Origin of the sequence: Oceanobacillus zhaokaii, from assembly GCF_003352005.1 — a bacterium.
Taxonomy (GTDB): domain Bacteria; phylum Bacillota; class Bacilli; order Bacillales; family Amphibacillaceae; genus Oceanobacillus; species Oceanobacillus zhaokaii.
The window spans coordinates 2,577,693-2,593,990 of record NZ_CP024848.1 but is presented as its reverse complement, the minus strand read 5'-3'; the positions used below and the strand labels follow the sequence as shown (position 1 = coordinate 2,593,990).

The window sequence follows — 16,298 nt, the reverse complement described above, 5'->3', positions numbered from 1 at the left end:
CTTCTTAAAAGCTAAGACATTATATGGAATTGATTGGTGTCAATTTCATTTCAAACACTTTATTGGAGAGTTTGATCTTGGCTCAGGACGAACGCTGGCGGCGTGCCTAATACATGCAAGTCGAGCGCAGGAAGCAAGTTGACCCTCATCTGAGGTGATACTTGTGGAATGAGCGGCGGACGGGTGAGTAACACGTGGGCAACCTACCTGTAAGATCGGGATAACTCGCGGAAACGTGAGCTAATACCGGATAACACTTTTTACCTCATGGTGAGAAGGTGAAAGGCGGCGCAAGCTGTCACTTACAGATGGGCCCGCGGCGCATTAGCTAGTTGGTGGGGTAATGGCTCACCAAGGCGACGATGCGTAGCCGACCTGAGAGGGTGATCGGCCACACTGGGACTGAGACACGGCCCAGACTCCTACGGGAGGCAGCAGTAGGGAATCTTCCGCAATGGACGAAAGTCTGACGGAGCAACGCCGCGTGAGTGATGAAGGTTTTCGGATCGTAAAACTCTGTTGTTAGGGAAGAACAAGTATGATAGTAACTGATCATACCTTGACGGTACCTAACCAGAAAGCCACGGCTAACTACGTGCCAGCAGCCGCGGTAATACGTAGGTGGCAAGCGTTGTCCGGAATTATTGGGCGTAAAGCGCTCGCAGGCGGTCTTTTAAGTCTGATGTGAAATCTCGTGGCTTAACCACGAACGGTCATTGGAAACTGGAGGACTTGAGTACAGAAGAGGAGAGTGGAATTCCACGTGTAGCGGTGAAATGCGTAGAGATGTGGAGGAACACCAGTGGCGAAGGCGACTCTCTGGTCTGTAACTGACGCTGAGGAGCGAAAGCGTGGGGAGCGAACAGGATTAGATACCCTGGTAGTCCACGCCGTAAACGATGAGTGCTAGGTGTTAGGGGGTTTCCGCCCCTTAGTGCTGAAGTTAACGCATTAAGCACTCCGCCTGGGGAGTACGGCCGCAAGGCTGAAACTCAAAAGAATTGACGGGGGCCCGCACAAGCGGTGGAGCATGTGGTTTAATTCGAAGCAACGCGAAGAACCTTACCAGGTCTTGACATCCTTTTGCCCTCCCTAGAGATAGGGATTTCCCTTCGGGGACAAAAGTGACAGGTGGTGCATGGTTGTCGTCAGCTCGTGTCGTGAGATGTTGGGTTAAGTCCCGCAACGAGCGCAACCCTTGATCTTAGTTGCCAGCATTTAGTTGGGCACTCTAAGGTGACTGCCGGTGACAAACCGGAGGAAGGTGGGGATGACGTCAAATCATCATGCCCCTTATGACCTGGGCTACACACGTGCTACAATGGATGGAACAAAGGGCTGCAAAACCGCGAGGTCAAGCAAATCCCATAAAACCATTCTCAGTTCGGATTGTAGGCTGCAACTCGCCTGCATGAAGCCGGAATCGCTAGTAATCGCGGATCAGCATGCCGCGGTGAATACGTTCCCGGGCCTTGTACACACCGCCCGTCACACCACGAGAGTCGGTAACACCCGAAGTCGGTGAGGTAACCTTTTATGGAGCCAGCCGCCGAAGGTGGGACCAATGATTGGGGTGAAGTCGTAACAAGGTAGCCGTATCGGAAGGTGCGGCTGGATCACCTCCTTTCTAAGGAATATTCGGAACGCTATCTTTATGATAGTAAGGACATACTGTGTTGTTTGGTTCAGTTTTGAGAGAGCAAATCTCTCAAAGGATAAGGATCTTCTGTTAAGAACCGTCACGTCCTGTGACGAACACAGAAGTCACCACATCCTGTGGAAGCTTGTACCTTGAAAACTAAATAAGAGTAACAACGACATCAATTTTTAAAATTAAAGCAAGGCTAATAAATTAGTACGCTTATTTACTAACTTAGTTAAGTGAATAAGGGCGCACGGTGGATGCCTTGGCACTAGGAGCCGATGAAGGACGGGACTAACACCGATATGCCTCGGGGAGTTGTACGTAAACTTTGATCCGAGGATTTCCGAATGGGGAAACCCGCTGTTCGTAATGGGACAGTACCATTATCTGAATACATAGGATAATGGAGGCAGACCCGGGGAACTGAAACATCTCAGTACCCGGAGGAAGAGAAAGCAAATGCGATTTCCTGAGTAGCGGCGAGCGAAACGGAATTAGCCCAAACCAGAAAGCTTGCTTTCTGGGGTTGTAGGACACTCCTTTGGAGTTACAAAAGAATTCTTTAGACGAATCGATCTGGAAAGGTCAGCCATAGCGGGTAACAGCCCTGTAGTCGAAAAGGAATTCTCTCCGGAGTGTATCCTGAGTACGGCGGAACACGAGAAATTCCGTCGGAATCCGGGAGGACCATCTCCCAAGGCTAAATACTCCCTAGTGACCGATAGTGAACCAGTACCGTGAGGGAAAGGTGAAAAGCACCCCGGAAGGGGAGTGAAATAGTACCTGAAACCGTGTGCCTACAAGTAGTCGAAGCCCGTTAATGGGTGACGGCGTACCTTTTGTAGAATGGACCGGCGAGTTACGATCGTATGCAAGGTTAAGTGGAAGACACGGAGCCGCAGCGAAAGCGAGTCTGAATAGGGCGTTTATAGTATGCGGTCATAGACCCGAAACCGTGTGATCTACCCATGTCCAGGGTGAAGGTCAGGTAACACTGACTGGAGGCCCGAACCCACGTATGTTGAAAAATGCGGGGATGAGGTGTGGGTAGGGGTGAAATGCCAATCGAACACGGAGATAGCTGGTTCTCTCCGAAATAGCTTTAGGGCTAGCCTCAAGCATTGAGTATTGGAGGTAGAGCACTGATTGAACTAGGGGCCCTCACCGGGTTACCGAATTCAGTCAAACTCCGAATGCCAATTACTTCAGCTTGGGAGTCAGACTATGGGTGATAAGGTTCATAGTCGAAAGGGAAACAGCCCAGACCGCCAGCTAAGGTCCCAAAGTATACGTTAAGTGGAAAAGGATGTGGAGTTGCCCAGACAACCAGGATGTTGGCTCAGAAGCAGCCATCATTTAAAGAGTGCGTAATAGCTCACTGGTCGAGTGACTCTGCGCCGAAAATGTACCGGGGCTAAACGTATCACCGAAGCTGCGGATTGTTCTTCGAACAATGGTAGGAGAGCGTTCTAAGTGCTGTGAAGTCAGACCGTGAGGACTGGTGGAGCGCTTAGAAGTGAGAATGCCGGTATGAGTAGCGAAAAAAGAGTGAGAATCTCTTTCACCGAATGCCTAAGGTTTCCTGAGGAAGGCTCGTCCTCTCAGGGTTAGTCGGGACCTAAGCCGAGGCCGAAAGGCGTAGGCGATGGACAACAGGTTGATATTCCTGTACCACCTCATGATTGTTTGAGCGATGGGGGGACGCAGTAGGATAAGGAATGCGCACCGATGGATGTGTGCGCCCAAGCAGTGAGAAAGTTGGATAGGCAAATCCGTTCAACAATTTCAAGCTGTGATGGGGAGGGAAATTAGTACCGAAGTTCCTGATTTCACACTGCCAAGAAAAGCCTCTAGTTAGATCATAGGTGCCCGTACCGCAAACCGACACAGGTAGGCGAGGAGAGAATCCTAAGGTGAGCGGGAGAACTCTCGTTAAGGAACTCGGCAAAATGACCCCGTAACTTCGGGAGAAGGGGTGCTTCATTAACATGGAGCCGCAGTGAATAGGCCCAAGCGACTGTTTAGCAAAAACACAGGTCTCTGCGAAGCCGAAAGGCGAAGTATAGGGGCTGACACCTGCCCGGTGCTGGAAGGTTAAGGGGAAATGTTAGCACTTCGGTGCGAAGCATAGAACCGAAGCCCCAGTAAACGGCGGCCGTAACTATAACGGTCCTAAGGTAGCGAAATTCCTTGTCGGGTAAGTTCCGACCCGCACGAAAGGTGCAACGACTTGGGCACTGTCTCAACGAGAGACCCGGTGAAATTATACTATGCGTGAAGATGCGCATTACCCGCGACAGGACGGAAAGACCCCGTGGAGCTTTACTGTAGCCTGATATTGAATGTTTGTGCAGCTTGTACAGGATAGGTGGGAGCCGTTGAAGCGTGAGCGCTAGCTTACGTGGAGGCGCCCGTGGGATACCACCCTAGTTGTATGAACCTTCTAACCCAGGACCGTGATCCGGTTCGGAGACAGTGTCAGGCGGGCAGTTTGACTGGGGCGGTCGCCTCCCAAAGAGTAACGGAGGCGCCCAAAGGTTCCCTCAGAATGGTTGGAAATCATTCGTAGAGTGTAAAGGCAGAAGGGAGCTTGACTGCGAGACCTACAAGTCGAGCAGGGACGAAAGTCGGGCTTAGTGATCCGGTGGTTCCGCATGGAAGGGCCATCGCTCAACGGATAAAAGCTACCCCGGGGATAACAGGCTTATCTCCCCCAAGAGTTCACATCGACGGGGAGGTTTGGCACCTCGATGTCGGCTCATCGCATCCTGGGGCTGTAGTCGGTCCCAAGGGTTGGGCTGTTCGCCCATTAAAGCGGTACGCGAGCTGGGTTCAGAACGTCGTGAGACAGTTCGGTCCCTATCCGTCGTGGGCGTTGGAAGTTTGAGAGGAGCTGTCCTTAGTACGAGAGGACCGGGATGGACACACCGCTGGTGTACCAGTTGTTCCGCCAGGAGCATCGCTGGGTAGCTACGTGTGGAAAGGATAAGTGCTGAAAGCATCTAAGCATGAAGCCCCCCTCAAGATGAGACTTCCCATCACTTCGAGTGAGTAAGATCCCTCAGAGACGATGAGGTTGATAGGTTCGGTGTGGAAGCGTGGTGACACGTGGAGCTTACGGATACTAATCGATCGAGGACTTAACTAAATTCTAATTTGATTGTCGTTGATCATTACTCTTATTTAGTTTTTAGGGTACAACTAAATATAGTTGTCTGGTAGCAATAGCGAAGAGGTCACACCTGTTCCCATCCCGAACACAGCAGTTAAGCTCTTCAGCGCCGATGGTAGTTGGGACTTTGTCCCTGCAAGAGTAGGACGCCGCCAGGCTATGTAAAAGCACTAAGGTTATGAATGATCATATCCTTAGTGCTTTTTTATATTCAATCTTAAGAAAAAGATATCGATAATAAAAATGAATAGATCAATGCAGTATATATACATTAATCTATCCGTTTTTTTGTGACTCAATATCCTGAATCTTCCGAGGTTAGGTTATCGAGCATTTTATAATCATACTTCTGTAATGGTTTTTCAGCTGGTCCTTCTAGTACTTCACCAGTATAGGAAAATCTTGAACCATGGCAAGGACAATCCCAAGAACGGTCACCATTATTCCATTCCACTTCACAGCCTACATGCGTACAGGTAGTATCGACAATATGTAGCTGTCCTTGCTTATCCTTATAGGCACCTTTTCTTTCGCCTTTAATTGTAATAACTGCTCCCTCGTCATTGGCTAAGGTATTTGGATTAATATTGGTCAATTCAAGCTTACCTTTAATTAATTGCGTAGCAACGTTTACGTTCTCAGTCAGGAAATTTTTAATACTGGGATTTGCAATAAATCGAGATGGTGTGTACAAGCTTTTATAATTATTCTTTTTGTCTAAAATAATATCGCGAAATAAGAGTGCGGCTGCAGTTCCATTTGACATTCCCCATTTTCTGTAGCCAGTCGCAATCAATATATTTGGATGACCAGACGTAAGTTCACCAATATATGGTACTTTATCTAAAGTAACTAAATCTTGTGCAGACCAATAATACGGAATGGATTCAAGCTCAAATATCTGCTCACCAAAGGCTTTTAATGCTTCGTAGTGTTTTATCGTCTCCTTGCCTTGACCTGTCTTATGACTTTCACCAACTATAAGCACCATTTCTTCATCCTTGATTTTAACAGAACGCAGCGAACGGGTAGGTTGGTCTGCGCTAATGAACATACCACCTGGAAATGGCTTCTTAGGACTCGCTGCTATGATATATGATCGATCTGCATGCAAACGAGTAGAGTAGAGACCTAATCCTTCATAAAATGGAAAGTGAGTGCAGGCGAGTACATATTTGGCCTTGACACGGGATCCATCACGGGTAAGAACGGTTGGCTGCTTTCCAGTTTCGATATTCACTGCTGTTGTGTTTTCAAAAATAAGCCCATTTTTTTGCTTGATGATATCAACTAAATGGAGAAGATATTTAGTTGGATGAAACTGTGCCTGGTCCTTCATAATAAGTGCATTTTTAATTTGTATATCTAATTGGATGGTCTCAACCAATTCCCCAGCAATGTTTAACTTTTCATATGCTTTCGCTTCTTTTCTTATTTTTTCCGCATATTCTTCAGTCGTAGAATAAAGATAAGCATCTTGCATGCTAAAGTCGCAATCGATTTTATGTTCCTCGATTGTATTCTTGATGAAATGGAGTGCTTCAGTATTAGCTTCATAATATAACCTTGCGTTATTTTTTCCAATATTTGTGATGAACTCGTCGTAGATTAAATCATGCTGTGCCGTTATTTTAGCAGTAGTATGTCCAGTTGTTCCGTTCATTAATTGATCAGCTTCTAAGATTGCGACCTTTAATCCTTCATTTGCTAGCAGATAGGCTGAAGTAATCCCTGTAATTCCTCCACCAACTATTGCAATGTCTACTTCAATATCTTGATCAAGTCTTGCAAAGTTTGGGAAATCAATTAAATCTCGCCAATAAGACTTAGGATGTTCAGAAAAAGAATCCGCATTTTGTGTCATTTATAACCCCTCCAATATGTGTTGCATCATGTCTATAGTATGTTCCAAATTATGGAATACATACGTGGTAGGAAAGCTTGAGTAAACGTCTTAAAGATATAAGGCTACTTTATTGGTTAATATACATTAAGTTGTGCCATATTAATGATCAATTCAATTATGCTTGATACATACTAACTGTCATTATATTAAATTCCATTGTTCAGCAAAATTTAAACTTGAATATATAAGCAAATCGTTATATGCTAATGTAGGTATTAAAAGGGTGGTGTCGATTTTTGTTGAAAACTGAAATGGCATTAGATAAAGCAGCTTTAATTTTAAAATTACTAGGTGATCAGACGCGCTTGACGATAATGAAGATACTCGATCAGCATGCTTGCTGTGTATGTGAATTTGTTGAGATATTTCAGATGAGCCAGCCAGCGATTAGTCAACATCTACGTAAACTAAAAGATTTGGGGTTAGTTCAAGAAGAACGAAAAGGGCAGTGGATCTTTTACTCCGTAAATAAAAATAACGAAGACTATCCATTTTTACAACAGCTGCTTGAACAACTTCCTAGTCAGGGATTTAGAATAACAGAATTAGAAGAAAATGGTACACGGATTTCTTGTTGTTAATTGGAGGAAAAATTTTGTCATTATCACTTATATTAGCTATATCAATTTTCTTGGTAACACTTATTTTAGTTATATGGCAGCCAAAAGGATTATCAATCGGCTGGTCTGCAATTGGCGGAGCTATACTCGCATTATTAGTTGGTGTGGTAGATTCTAGTGATGTTATGGAAGTAATCGGAATAACCTGGAATGCGACCCTCTCTTTTGTAGCGATTATTCTAATTTCCTTGATCCTAGATGAAATTGGTTTATTCGAATGGGCATCTTTACATATGGCGAGAGTTGCAAAAGGTAATGGGGTAAAAATGTTCGTCTTTATTAGTATTTTAGGTGCAATTGTTGCTGCACTATTTGCAAATGATGGAGCAGCATTAATCCTTACACCGATTGTTCTTGCAATGGTTCGCAATCTGGATTTTTCGGAGAAGATGATCTTTCCTTTTATTATGGCGAGCGGATTTATTGCCGATACTACTTCACTTCCATTTGTAGTAAGTAATCTAGTAAATATTGTATCAGCTGACTTCTTTGATATAGGATTTGTTGAATATGCTTCTAGAATGATTATTCCAAACCTATTTTCATTAATCGTAACGATAATCGTGTTATACCTTTATTTCCGGAAGAGTATACCAAAAAAATACCACTTATCAAAGTTAAAGGAACCACGGTTAGCAATTCGAGACCCTAAAATGTTCCGTTTGTCCTGGTATATTCTTGTAATATTAGTGATAGGTTATTTTTCCAGTGAATTCACTAAAATCCCAGTCTCTTTTGTAGCCGGGATAATTGCAATTTTCTTTTTAATCATGGCAAGACGTAGTAATGCTGTCAATACAATGGCGGTTTTAAAAGGAGCACCATGGAATATTGTCTTCTTTTCTATCGGTATGTATGTAGTTGTATATGGGTTAGGGCAAGCAGGACTTACTGCTTTGCTCGCAACGGTTATTGAAGCCGCAGCGGAACAAGGGTTATTTATCGCTACAATGGCAATGGGCTTTCTGGCTGCTATCTTATCGTCATTGATGAACAATATGCCAACGGTGATGATTGATGCCCTTGCTATTGCTGAAACCAATACAACTGGATTAATTCGTGAAGCATTAATTTATAGTAATGTTATTGGTGCTGATCTAGGTCCAAAAATTACACCAATCGGCTCATTAGCAACCTTAGCATGGCTCCATGTATTGTCCACAAAGGGTGTAAGAATTTCATGGGGCACTTATTTCAAAACAGGAATTGTATTAACGATTCCAATTCTATTTATTACGTTATTAGGATTATACCTAACATTAATTATTTTTTAAGGAGATGGACTTATGGCTAAAAAAACAATTTATTTCTTATGCACGGGCAATTCCTGCAGAAGTCAAATGGCAGAAGGCTGGGCAAAAAAATATCTCGGTGAGGAATGGGAAGTGAAAAGTGCGGGAATTGAAGCGCATGGATTGAACCCTAAAGCTGTAAAGGCTATGAACGAGATTGGGCTTGATATCTCGAAACAAAAATCTGAGATGATTGATACAGAGTTCTTAAATAATGCTACGATGGCTGTTACGCTCTGCGGGGATGCAGCTGATCGTTGCCCTATGACACCACCACATGTCAGACGAGAACATTGGGGCTTCGATGATCCGGCAAAAGCAGTTGGAACAGATGAGGAAGTATGGCAAGTATTTCAGCGCGTTCGTGATGAAATTGGTGAGCGAATTAAGGCATTCGCTGTTAATGAAAAGTCTGGTAGTGAGAGTTAAACTAGATTAATTTGGTTCGGCTAGTTTTGTCAAACAGAGGAGGTGATGTCATCCTCCTCTGTTTTTGTTGTATAATTTCAGCAATATTCCCCATGTTTTCTGATTCAAATTTTTATTGTTTACTTGCTACTACAATAATCAATCAGTTCTTTCTTCTAGTTTGCGTAAACGAAAAAATCCGAATAAAATAAAAAAAGGGATTTAAAAGGGGAGTTGGATGCTCGATACAAATCCAGATCATTTTATTTTGAAATCATACTTTGCAACAATTCACTGTGAACCGAACTGGAGATGGAGAAAACGTGATAGGCCGATGCCAAATTATGATCTATTTTATGTCTGGAATGGTGAAGGGACAGTGTTTTTAAACGGAAATCAATATAATGTAGAAAAAGGTCATTGCTTTATATTCAAACCAGGTGATGTAATAACTGCAACACATAATCCCCAAAACCCACTTATCTTAACGTATATTCATTTTGATGTACCTGAAACGCCACGTTTGATCCCATCAGCACACCGAACCATTCAAAATACGATAAACTTCGAATCATTATTAACACAATATGTACGGTTATTATTGGTCAATACATTTGGGGCAGAAATAGAGGCAAAGCTGATTTTGAAGCAATTGATGATCCATTTATTAAGAGAGGATCAAGAATACGAAGTGCAAGGGAATGATACGAGTAATCGGTTATTAGAAACGATCCGAGAAATTTAAAGAAATTATCGGTCAAACGGTGAAGACCTATATTGTTCATACTAGGAAAAAACGGGCAGAACACTTATTGCATTTTACAGGTATGACAGTTACAGAAGCGGCACACGCCTTAGGTTATAATGATTTACATTTTTTTAGCAGGCAATTTAAAAAATACACAGGAAAAAATCCATCAGAAGTACGGTAATCAAATTCATATCCATATTTGAGCGTATATAAAAGACGTTTTCTTACGTTTTTTATATACTCTTTTTTTTGCTAGATAAAAATTTCTTCCTACATAAAAGCAACTAAAGCTGTGACCAGAAGATTCGTGTCAAACAATTTTTCAAGTATATGGATAAAAGTGAAAATATTTATCGCTGACCTGTGCGGAAGGGAGCGATTACTTTTTAAATTAAGCTTGTAAACCGTTACATTATTATGAAAAATTCCGGTAAATATATTAAAATAATCATTGACTGATAATTAAGAATCGACTATCATATAATGAAAACGATTACAAAAATGAATGAGAGTAGAAGGTAGGACGAAGAAATGGCTAACATACAACAGGTTGCTGAAGAAGCGGGGGTTTCTGTAGCTACTGTTTCCAGGGTACTTAATAAGCAAAAGAATGTAACAGAAAAAACGAAAGCACTAGTTGAGGAGGCGATCAAAAAATTAAACTATGAACCTAATATGTTAGGAAGGAATTTACGAAACTCGGAAACTCGCTTGCTCCTAATTATTATCCCTAATATCTCCAATCCATTTTATTTAGAAATCATAAAAGGTATAGAAAGTACCGTAATCAGCCAAAAGTATCATATTCTTCTTTGTGAAACAGACTCCAATCCTGATCGGGAAAATATTTACTTTGACTTAGTAAAAAATAGAATGGCAGATGGAATAATTTCCATGGATCCAGCTATAAATGGAGAGAGTCTCGTTAATTTATCACAAAAGTATGCTATCATTCAATGCAGTGAATATATCATTGGCAGTGATATTCCATATGTGACGATTGATAATGAAGAGGCAGCATACCGTGCTGTTAAGCATTTAATAAAAATCGGGCATAAAAGAATTGCCCTAATGAATTCTGATGAAAGGTTTCTTTATGCGCGCCAACGTAAATTAGGCTATCAAAGGGCACTAGAGGAAAATGGCATTGCAATTAATGATAATTATATTTTCCAGACTAACAGGCTGGGTTTTGAATATGGACAGCAAATAATGAAAAAAATCTTGAATCTGCCAGATCGTCCAACTGCAGTATTTGCTGTTTCTGATCTGCTTGCGATTGGTGCACTAAAGGAAGTAAACAGCAAAGGATTGCATATACCGAATGATATAGCAATTGTTGGCTTTGATAAGATTGACTTTTCGAATATGACCCATCCAGCATTAACAACAATAGCGCAGCCAATGTACAAAATGGGAGTAATTGCAGCAAATATGTTAATCAACAAAATAAAAGGGGAGAAGGTTGAGAGCATGATACTAGATCATGAGCTTGTGATTCGTGGTTCAACCTCTGGGTAGGGATATAGTATGTATTTAGTTATTCGCTGAACCCAAAATGGTATCGATTACATTTTTAGGAACAGCTTCATTATAAAATACGAGGGGGTAATGTTAGTGAAAAAGAGATTGTCAGTCTTAGTCGCAGTACTCATGATGCTTGTACTCGCAGCGTGCGGTGGGGAAGACAGTGAGGAAACTAGTGGAGGAGAAGAAGATTTAACGATTGGTATTTCACTGCCATCTGCAACACATGGATGGATGGGTGCATTAATTGATAACGCGGAGGAGCAGGCTAAGGAAATAAAAGAGAGTGATGGAATTGATTATGTAATTACAAATGCAGCCGATCCTAACACACAGGCAAATGATGTGGATGATTTGATTGCCCAAGAGGTAGATGCAATTGTTTTATTACCGATTGAATCAGCCGCACTTTCTCCGGTAGGACAGAAAATAAAGGATGCAGGTATTCCACTAGTAGTGGTTGACCGGGAATTAGAAAACGATGCGGCCACGGTCGTTGTTAAGGGAGACAATGAAGGAATTGGTGTTAATGCTGGGAAATACTTTGTAGAAAAGTTAAACGGGAAAGGGAAGGTGGTAGAAATTACCGGACCGCCAAATTCTGTAACCGAACAACGTGGGGCAGGGTTTAAAGAGGCAATTGGCAGTGAATCAGGAATGGAAATCGTTGCTTCTCAAAGTGGAGATTTCTCAACGGAAACATCATTGGAAGTGATGCAAAACATTTTGCAAGCACAGCCAGAAATCGATGCTGTATTTACACAGGATGACGGAATGGCACTTGGGGTAATTCAAGCAATTAAAGAAGCGGGTCGAGATGATATTCAATTTGTAACTGGTGCAGGCGGAGGGAAAGAAGTTTTTGAAAGTATTCGGGATGATGGATTGGTATCGGCTACTTTCCTATATTCTCCTACAATGGTAAGAGAAGGCGTAAAGATTGCAGCACAATTAGCAAAGGGTGAAGAGCCGTCAGAAACCAATGTTATTTTAGAAGCTACTGAAGTTACAAAAGACAATGTAGAAGAGTATTATGACCCTGATTCTAAATTTTAATTGGTAGTTAAGAAAGTATAAAAACTTTCTTACTACATAAGTGCAACCAAGGCTGTCACCCAAAGGCTTGGTGACAACCAAGTTTTCTGAAAATTAGAGGAAATGCAATACAGCTTGTATGATATTGTATTTCCTCTTTTCCTATAAGAGGTGAGGTTGTGATGGCATTGAAATCTTTCATTAATATGAACAATATTGAAAAGGCATTTAATGGAATTCCCGTCTTAAAAGGAGTTTCATTCGAGGTAGAGAAAGGGCAAATCCATGCACTTTTAGGTGAAAATGGAGCTGGGAAATCTACGCTTATGAATATTTTAGGTGGCGTAATTGAACCAGATAGCGGGACAATTGAAGTAAATGGGGATGAGGTCAGGATTGCGGATACGAGATCGTCTCAAAGTCATGGTATTAGCTTTATTCATCAGGAATTGAACATGGTAACAGATTTGCGAGTTTATGAAAATATGTTTCTCGGATCAGAATTAAGAAATAAACTAGGCTTCTTAAATGTTGAGGAAATGTGTACGCAAACTAATAATATTCTAGCTAAATTAGGCGTTGAGATTAATCCGAAGAAATATGTTCGTGATTTAGATACCTCCTATAAGCAGTTAATTGAAATATCCAAGGCGCTTTTACATAATTCCAAGCTGATTATTATGGATGAGCCAACATCTTCATTGGCAGAGCATGAGGTAAAGCGCCTATTTGATTTAATGAGAAATCTTAAACAATCAGGAGTTTCCATTATTTATATTTCCCATAAATTGAAGGAAATTAAAGCGGTTTGTGATTACTATACGGTTCTTCGTGATGGAAACGTAGTTGGCAGTGGAGAGGTTGAAAACGAAGAATTGGATAATATTACGAAGCTTATGGTTGGTAAATCTATTTCCGAAGAGCGATTTAGTCAAGATTCAGAGCTTGGCCCTGTTGCATTAGAAGTGACGAATTTAACGAGTGAAGGTCTATTTAAAGCAATTGATTTTACTGTTCATAAAGGCGAGATTATTGGATTTATTGGATTAGCCGGGGATGGCAGGACGGAGCTATTCGAGAGTATATTCGGCTATCGGAAGAGATATTCTGGAGAAATAAAAGTGAATGGACAGACTATCAAAATTGGCCATCCTAATCAAGCACTGCAAGCAGGGATTGGATTTGTCCCCAAGGATCGAAAGGAGAACGCAATAATAAAAGACTTAAGTGTCATCCACAACATGAGTCTCTCCTCCTTAGGTCATTTTGAAAAATTGGGAATACTTCAAGAAAATAAGGAGCTTAGTACTTTTCAATATTACAAAGAAAAATTGAACATCAAGGTATATAATCCTCGTATTTCGATTGATAAACTAAGTGGGGGAAATCAGCAAAAAGTAATTATTGCGAAATGGCTAGAAGTGAATTCTGATATTATTATTTTTGATAATCCGACACAAGGTATTGATGTTGGTGCAAAACGGGAAATCTACGAACATATTATTTCATTAGCGGAACAAGGAAAAGCCGTGATCATTCTGTCTTCCGAAGCGCCTGAAGTATTAAAGGTATGCAATACGATTCATGTCATGTACCAAGGTGAAATAACTGCTAGATTGAAGGGTGATGAAACATCAGAGGATGAAATAATGCGATATGCAACTGGTTCAAAAAGGGAGGTTAATCAAATTGCCGAATACACAAGTTAAGACACCAATCGAAGGAAAAAAGACCGTAAAAGTTAAGAACGGTCTGAACTGGCTATGGTCTGAATACAGCGTAATAATCGCTTTCTTACTTATCTTTATTCTCGCATCCTTTATGAGCCCTAGATTCTTAGATCTAAATAATCAACTAAATATTTTTATGCAGGTTTCGATTATCGGTATCGTTTCTTTAGGAATGACAATCGTAATGCTTTCAGGTGGGATTGACCTGTCTGTTGGATCTGTGCTCGCATTAGTTGGTGTCATGACAGTGATTGCTCTGAATGCGTCTGGTAATATATTGGTGGCAATTTTAACTGCATTCGTTGTTGGTTCGCTAGCGGGATTTCTGAACGGATTAATGATTGCCAAAGGAAAAATAGCCTCGTTTATCGCTACTCTAGGAATGATGGCTGCAGCAAGATCGATCGCTTTATATATTGCTGATGGGGGCAGTATTTCTGGAGAGGTTTCAGGATTTACTGCAATTGCAAATAGTGATATATGGATCATTGATTACCCGATTATTATTTTCCTTGCGATGACTGCTCTTGTATATTTATTAATGCAGAAAACCCGATTTGGCCGCTATGTCTATGCAATTGGCAGCAATGAGAAAGCGGCACTTCTATCTGCGATTCGGGTTGACCGTGTAAAAGTTGGAGTTTACACTTTAGCAGGTTTACTAGTTAGTATCGCCGCGATAATCGAAACTTCACGTCTTAATTCTATCTCATCCTCCAGCTCTGGATCAGCTTATGAACTAGATGCAATTGCTGCGGTTATTATTGGAGGAACAAGAATGACGGGTGGGCGAGGAAAAATTATCGGCACTTTCTTCGGTGTTCTTATTCTAGGAATCTTAAATAATATGATGAATCTAATGAATGTATCACCACATCTGCAAGGCTTTGTAAAAGGTTTGATTATTATTATCGCCGTAGTATTTCAAAAGAGGGATTAGGAAAGGATGGTTTGGCTATGAAAGTAGGGATTATTGGATGCGGTTCAATAGCTAAACACCGCCATGCACCAGAATATTTAGCAAATCCATATGTGAGTGGGATTGTGTTTTACGATAGAAATGTAGAGAGAGCGATGGACTTAGCAGCAAAGTTTGAGGGGACAGTTGCAACCACAATGGATGAATTACTTGATAATCCAGCTATTCAAATAATTAGTGATTGTTCCTCCAATGAATCCCACCATATCTTCACCACGAAGGCACTACAAAAAGGAAAGCATGTTTTATGTGAGAAACCAATTGCTTTGACAATTGAACATGCAGAGATGATGATTGAAGCACAAAAGAAGTCTGGAAAGAAATTAATGGTTGATTTCAATCAACGATTTACTCGTGCCCATAAGAAGGCAAAGGAAATCATTCTGAATAAAGATCTTGGGGATGTGCTAACCTTTCGAACGACTTTTGGACACAAAGGTCCAGAGCATTGGGGAGTGAATAAATCAAATACTACTTGGTTTTTTAGAAAAGATCGCTCAGGCTTTGGCGTTGCAGGTGATTTAGGATTGCATAAATTAGATTTACTCCACTATTTACTAGAGGATGAAATCGTGCAGGTTAGTGCATTTCAAGCAACACTGGATAAGGTAGATGAGGCTGGCAACCCGATTGATGTTGGGGACAATCTAGTTTGTAGTTTAAAAACGAAGCGGGGACGAATTGGAACGGCTTCTTTCTCATGGACCTATTACGGGGAGGAAGACAATAGTACGATTATCTATTGTCAAAATGGTATCCTTAAAATCTATCATAATCCAGAATACCAGTTAGAATTAATAACAAAAGATGGAGAAAAGCTGAATTATCAGCTGGAATCCATCCAGACCAACGATCATCAAACGAATTCAGGAGTAATTGATGAATTTGTAGATTGTGTCCGCCTTGATAGAGAACCGATTATCACTGGGAAAGATGCATTATCTTCTTTGAAGGTTGTGTTGGCTTTGCTTGAAGCAGCGGAAACGAATCGGGTTGTGTTAGTGGTTTAGTGAGCATTTTATCAGCATATTAGTTGAAAGACGGGTAATTGTCTGCAACGTGAATATTTTCACTAGATTACAATTAAATTAGTATGGAGTACACCGACATTACTAATACAAATCTATTTCTTAGTATACGGTTCGAACATTATATGCTATTATACAAAGGGATTTGGAATAAAGTGTGCATATAAAATAATCGAGCAGTATTCGGTATGTTGTAGGGGGAAAT

Annotated in this window: 9 protein-coding genes, 3 rRNA genes and 1 pseudogene; 12 read left to right on the top strand and 1 reads right to left on the bottom strand. The window is 41.3% G+C overall.

Annotated elements, in window-relative coordinates; all coding sequences use genetic code 11:
* Positions 1-59 precede the first annotated feature (59 nt).
* The 3 genes from CUC15_RS13165 to rrf all read left to right on the top strand — a co-directional run bounded on the left by CUC15_RS13165 (position 60) and on the right by rrf (position 4,975).
* Positions 60-1,627 (top strand): 16S ribosomal RNA (locus tag CUC15_RS13165).
* A gap of 248 nt (positions 1,628-1,875) precedes the next feature.
* A 23S ribosomal RNA gene (locus CUC15_RS13160) occupies positions 1,876-4,793 on the top strand.
* A 66-nt stretch (positions 4,794-4,859) separates the two neighbouring features.
* Positions 4,860-4,975, top strand: a 5S ribosomal RNA gene (gene rrf / locus CUC15_RS13155).
* Together the 16S, 23S and 5S rRNA genes form the textbook arrangement of a ribosomal RNA operon.
* A gap of 137 nt (positions 4,976-5,112) precedes the next feature.
* Here the strand turns inward: rrf and CUC15_RS13150 are convergent.
* Complete coding sequence (locus tag CUC15_RS13150; protein WP_114917098.1) at positions 5,113-6,681, bottom strand: FAD-dependent oxidoreductase; 1,569 nt, start codon at positions 6,679-6,681, stop codon at positions 5,113-5,115.
* A gap of 293 nt (positions 6,682-6,974) precedes the next feature.
* Here CUC15_RS13150 and CUC15_RS13145 point away from each other — a divergent pair, with 293 nt between their 5' ends.
* The 9 genes and pseudogenes from CUC15_RS13145 to CUC15_RS13105 all read left to right on the top strand — a co-directional run bounded on the left by CUC15_RS13145 (position 6,975) and on the right by CUC15_RS13105 (position 16,075).
* Positions 6,975-7,304, top strand: a complete 330-nt coding sequence (locus CUC15_RS13145) for an ArsR/SmtB family transcription factor (protein WP_423241384.1) — start codon at positions 6,975-6,977, stop codon at positions 7,302-7,304.
* Positions 7,305-7,318: 14 nt separating this feature from the next.
* The gene (locus CUC15_RS13140; RefSeq protein WP_114917096.1) at positions 7,319-8,617 is read left to right on the top strand and encodes an arsenic transporter; all 1,299 of its coding nucleotides are present in this window, start codon (positions 7,319-7,321) and stop codon (positions 8,615-8,617) included.
* A gap of 12 nt (positions 8,618-8,629) precedes the next feature.
* On the top strand, positions 8,630-9,064 hold the full coding sequence (arsC, locus tag CUC15_RS13135; protein ID WP_114917095.1) for an arsenate reductase (thioredoxin): 435 nt from the start codon (positions 8,630-8,632) through the stop codon (positions 9,062-9,064).
* 217 nt (positions 9,065-9,281) lie between these two features.
* Positions 9,282-9,975 (top strand): annotated as a pseudogene (locus CUC15_RS13130) (AraC family transcriptional regulator).
* A gap of 350 nt (positions 9,976-10,325) precedes the next feature.
* Positions 10,326-11,315, top strand: coding sequence for a LacI family DNA-binding transcriptional regulator (locus CUC15_RS13125; RefSeq protein WP_114917094.1), 990 nt, complete (start codon positions 10,326-10,328; stop codon positions 11,313-11,315).
* Positions 11,316-11,405: 90 nt separating this feature from the next.
* Positions 11,406-12,377 carry a substrate-binding domain-containing protein gene (locus CUC15_RS13120; protein ID WP_423241341.1) on the top strand — a complete coding sequence of 324 codons (972 nt, stop codon included), beginning with the start codon at positions 11,406-11,408 and terminating at the stop codon, positions 12,375-12,377.
* Between the two features lie 161 nt (positions 12,378-12,538).
* On the top strand, positions 12,539-14,065 hold the full coding sequence (locus CUC15_RS13115) for a sugar ABC transporter ATP-binding protein (RefSeq protein WP_114917092.1): 1,527 nt from the start codon (positions 12,539-12,541) through the stop codon (positions 14,063-14,065).
* On the top strand, positions 14,046-15,026 hold the full coding sequence (locus CUC15_RS13110; protein WP_242985853.1) for an ABC transporter permease: 981 nt from the start codon (positions 14,046-14,048) through the stop codon (positions 15,024-15,026). The genes CUC15_RS13115 and CUC15_RS13110 overlap by 20 nt, the downstream gene beginning before the upstream one ends.
* Before the next feature lie 11 nt (positions 15,027-15,037).
* A complete protein-coding gene (locus tag CUC15_RS13105; RefSeq protein WP_114917090.1) occupies positions 15,038-16,075 on the top strand; it encodes a Gfo/Idh/MocA family protein in 1,038 nt (345 codons plus the stop codon).
* Positions 16,076-16,298: the final 223 nt, after the last annotated feature.

Excerpts from the sequence above, each read along its gene's own strand:
- CUC15_RS13125 (WP_114917094.1), top strand. The coding sequence starts at position 10,326 with ATGGCTAACATACAACAGGTTGCTGAAGAAGCGGGGGTTTCTGTAGCT.
- CUC15_RS13145 (WP_423241384.1), top strand. The coding sequence starts at position 6,975 with ATGGCATTAGATAAAGCAGCTTTAATTTTAAAATTACTAGGTGATCAG.
- CUC15_RS13120 (WP_423241341.1), top strand. The coding sequence starts at position 11,406 with ATGTTAGTGAAAAAGAGATTGTCAGTCTTAGTCGCAGTACTCATGATG.
- CUC15_RS13115 (WP_114917092.1), top strand. The coding sequence starts at position 12,539 with ATGGCATTGAAATCTTTCATTAATATGAACAATATTGAAAAGGCATTT.
- arsC (WP_114917095.1), top strand. The coding sequence starts at position 8,630 with ATGGCTAAAAAAACAATTTATTTCTTATGCACGGGCAATTCCTGCAGA.
- CUC15_RS13150 (WP_114917098.1), bottom strand. The coding sequence starts at position 6,681 with ATGACACAAAATGCGGATTCTTTTTCTGAACATCCTAAGTCTTATTGG.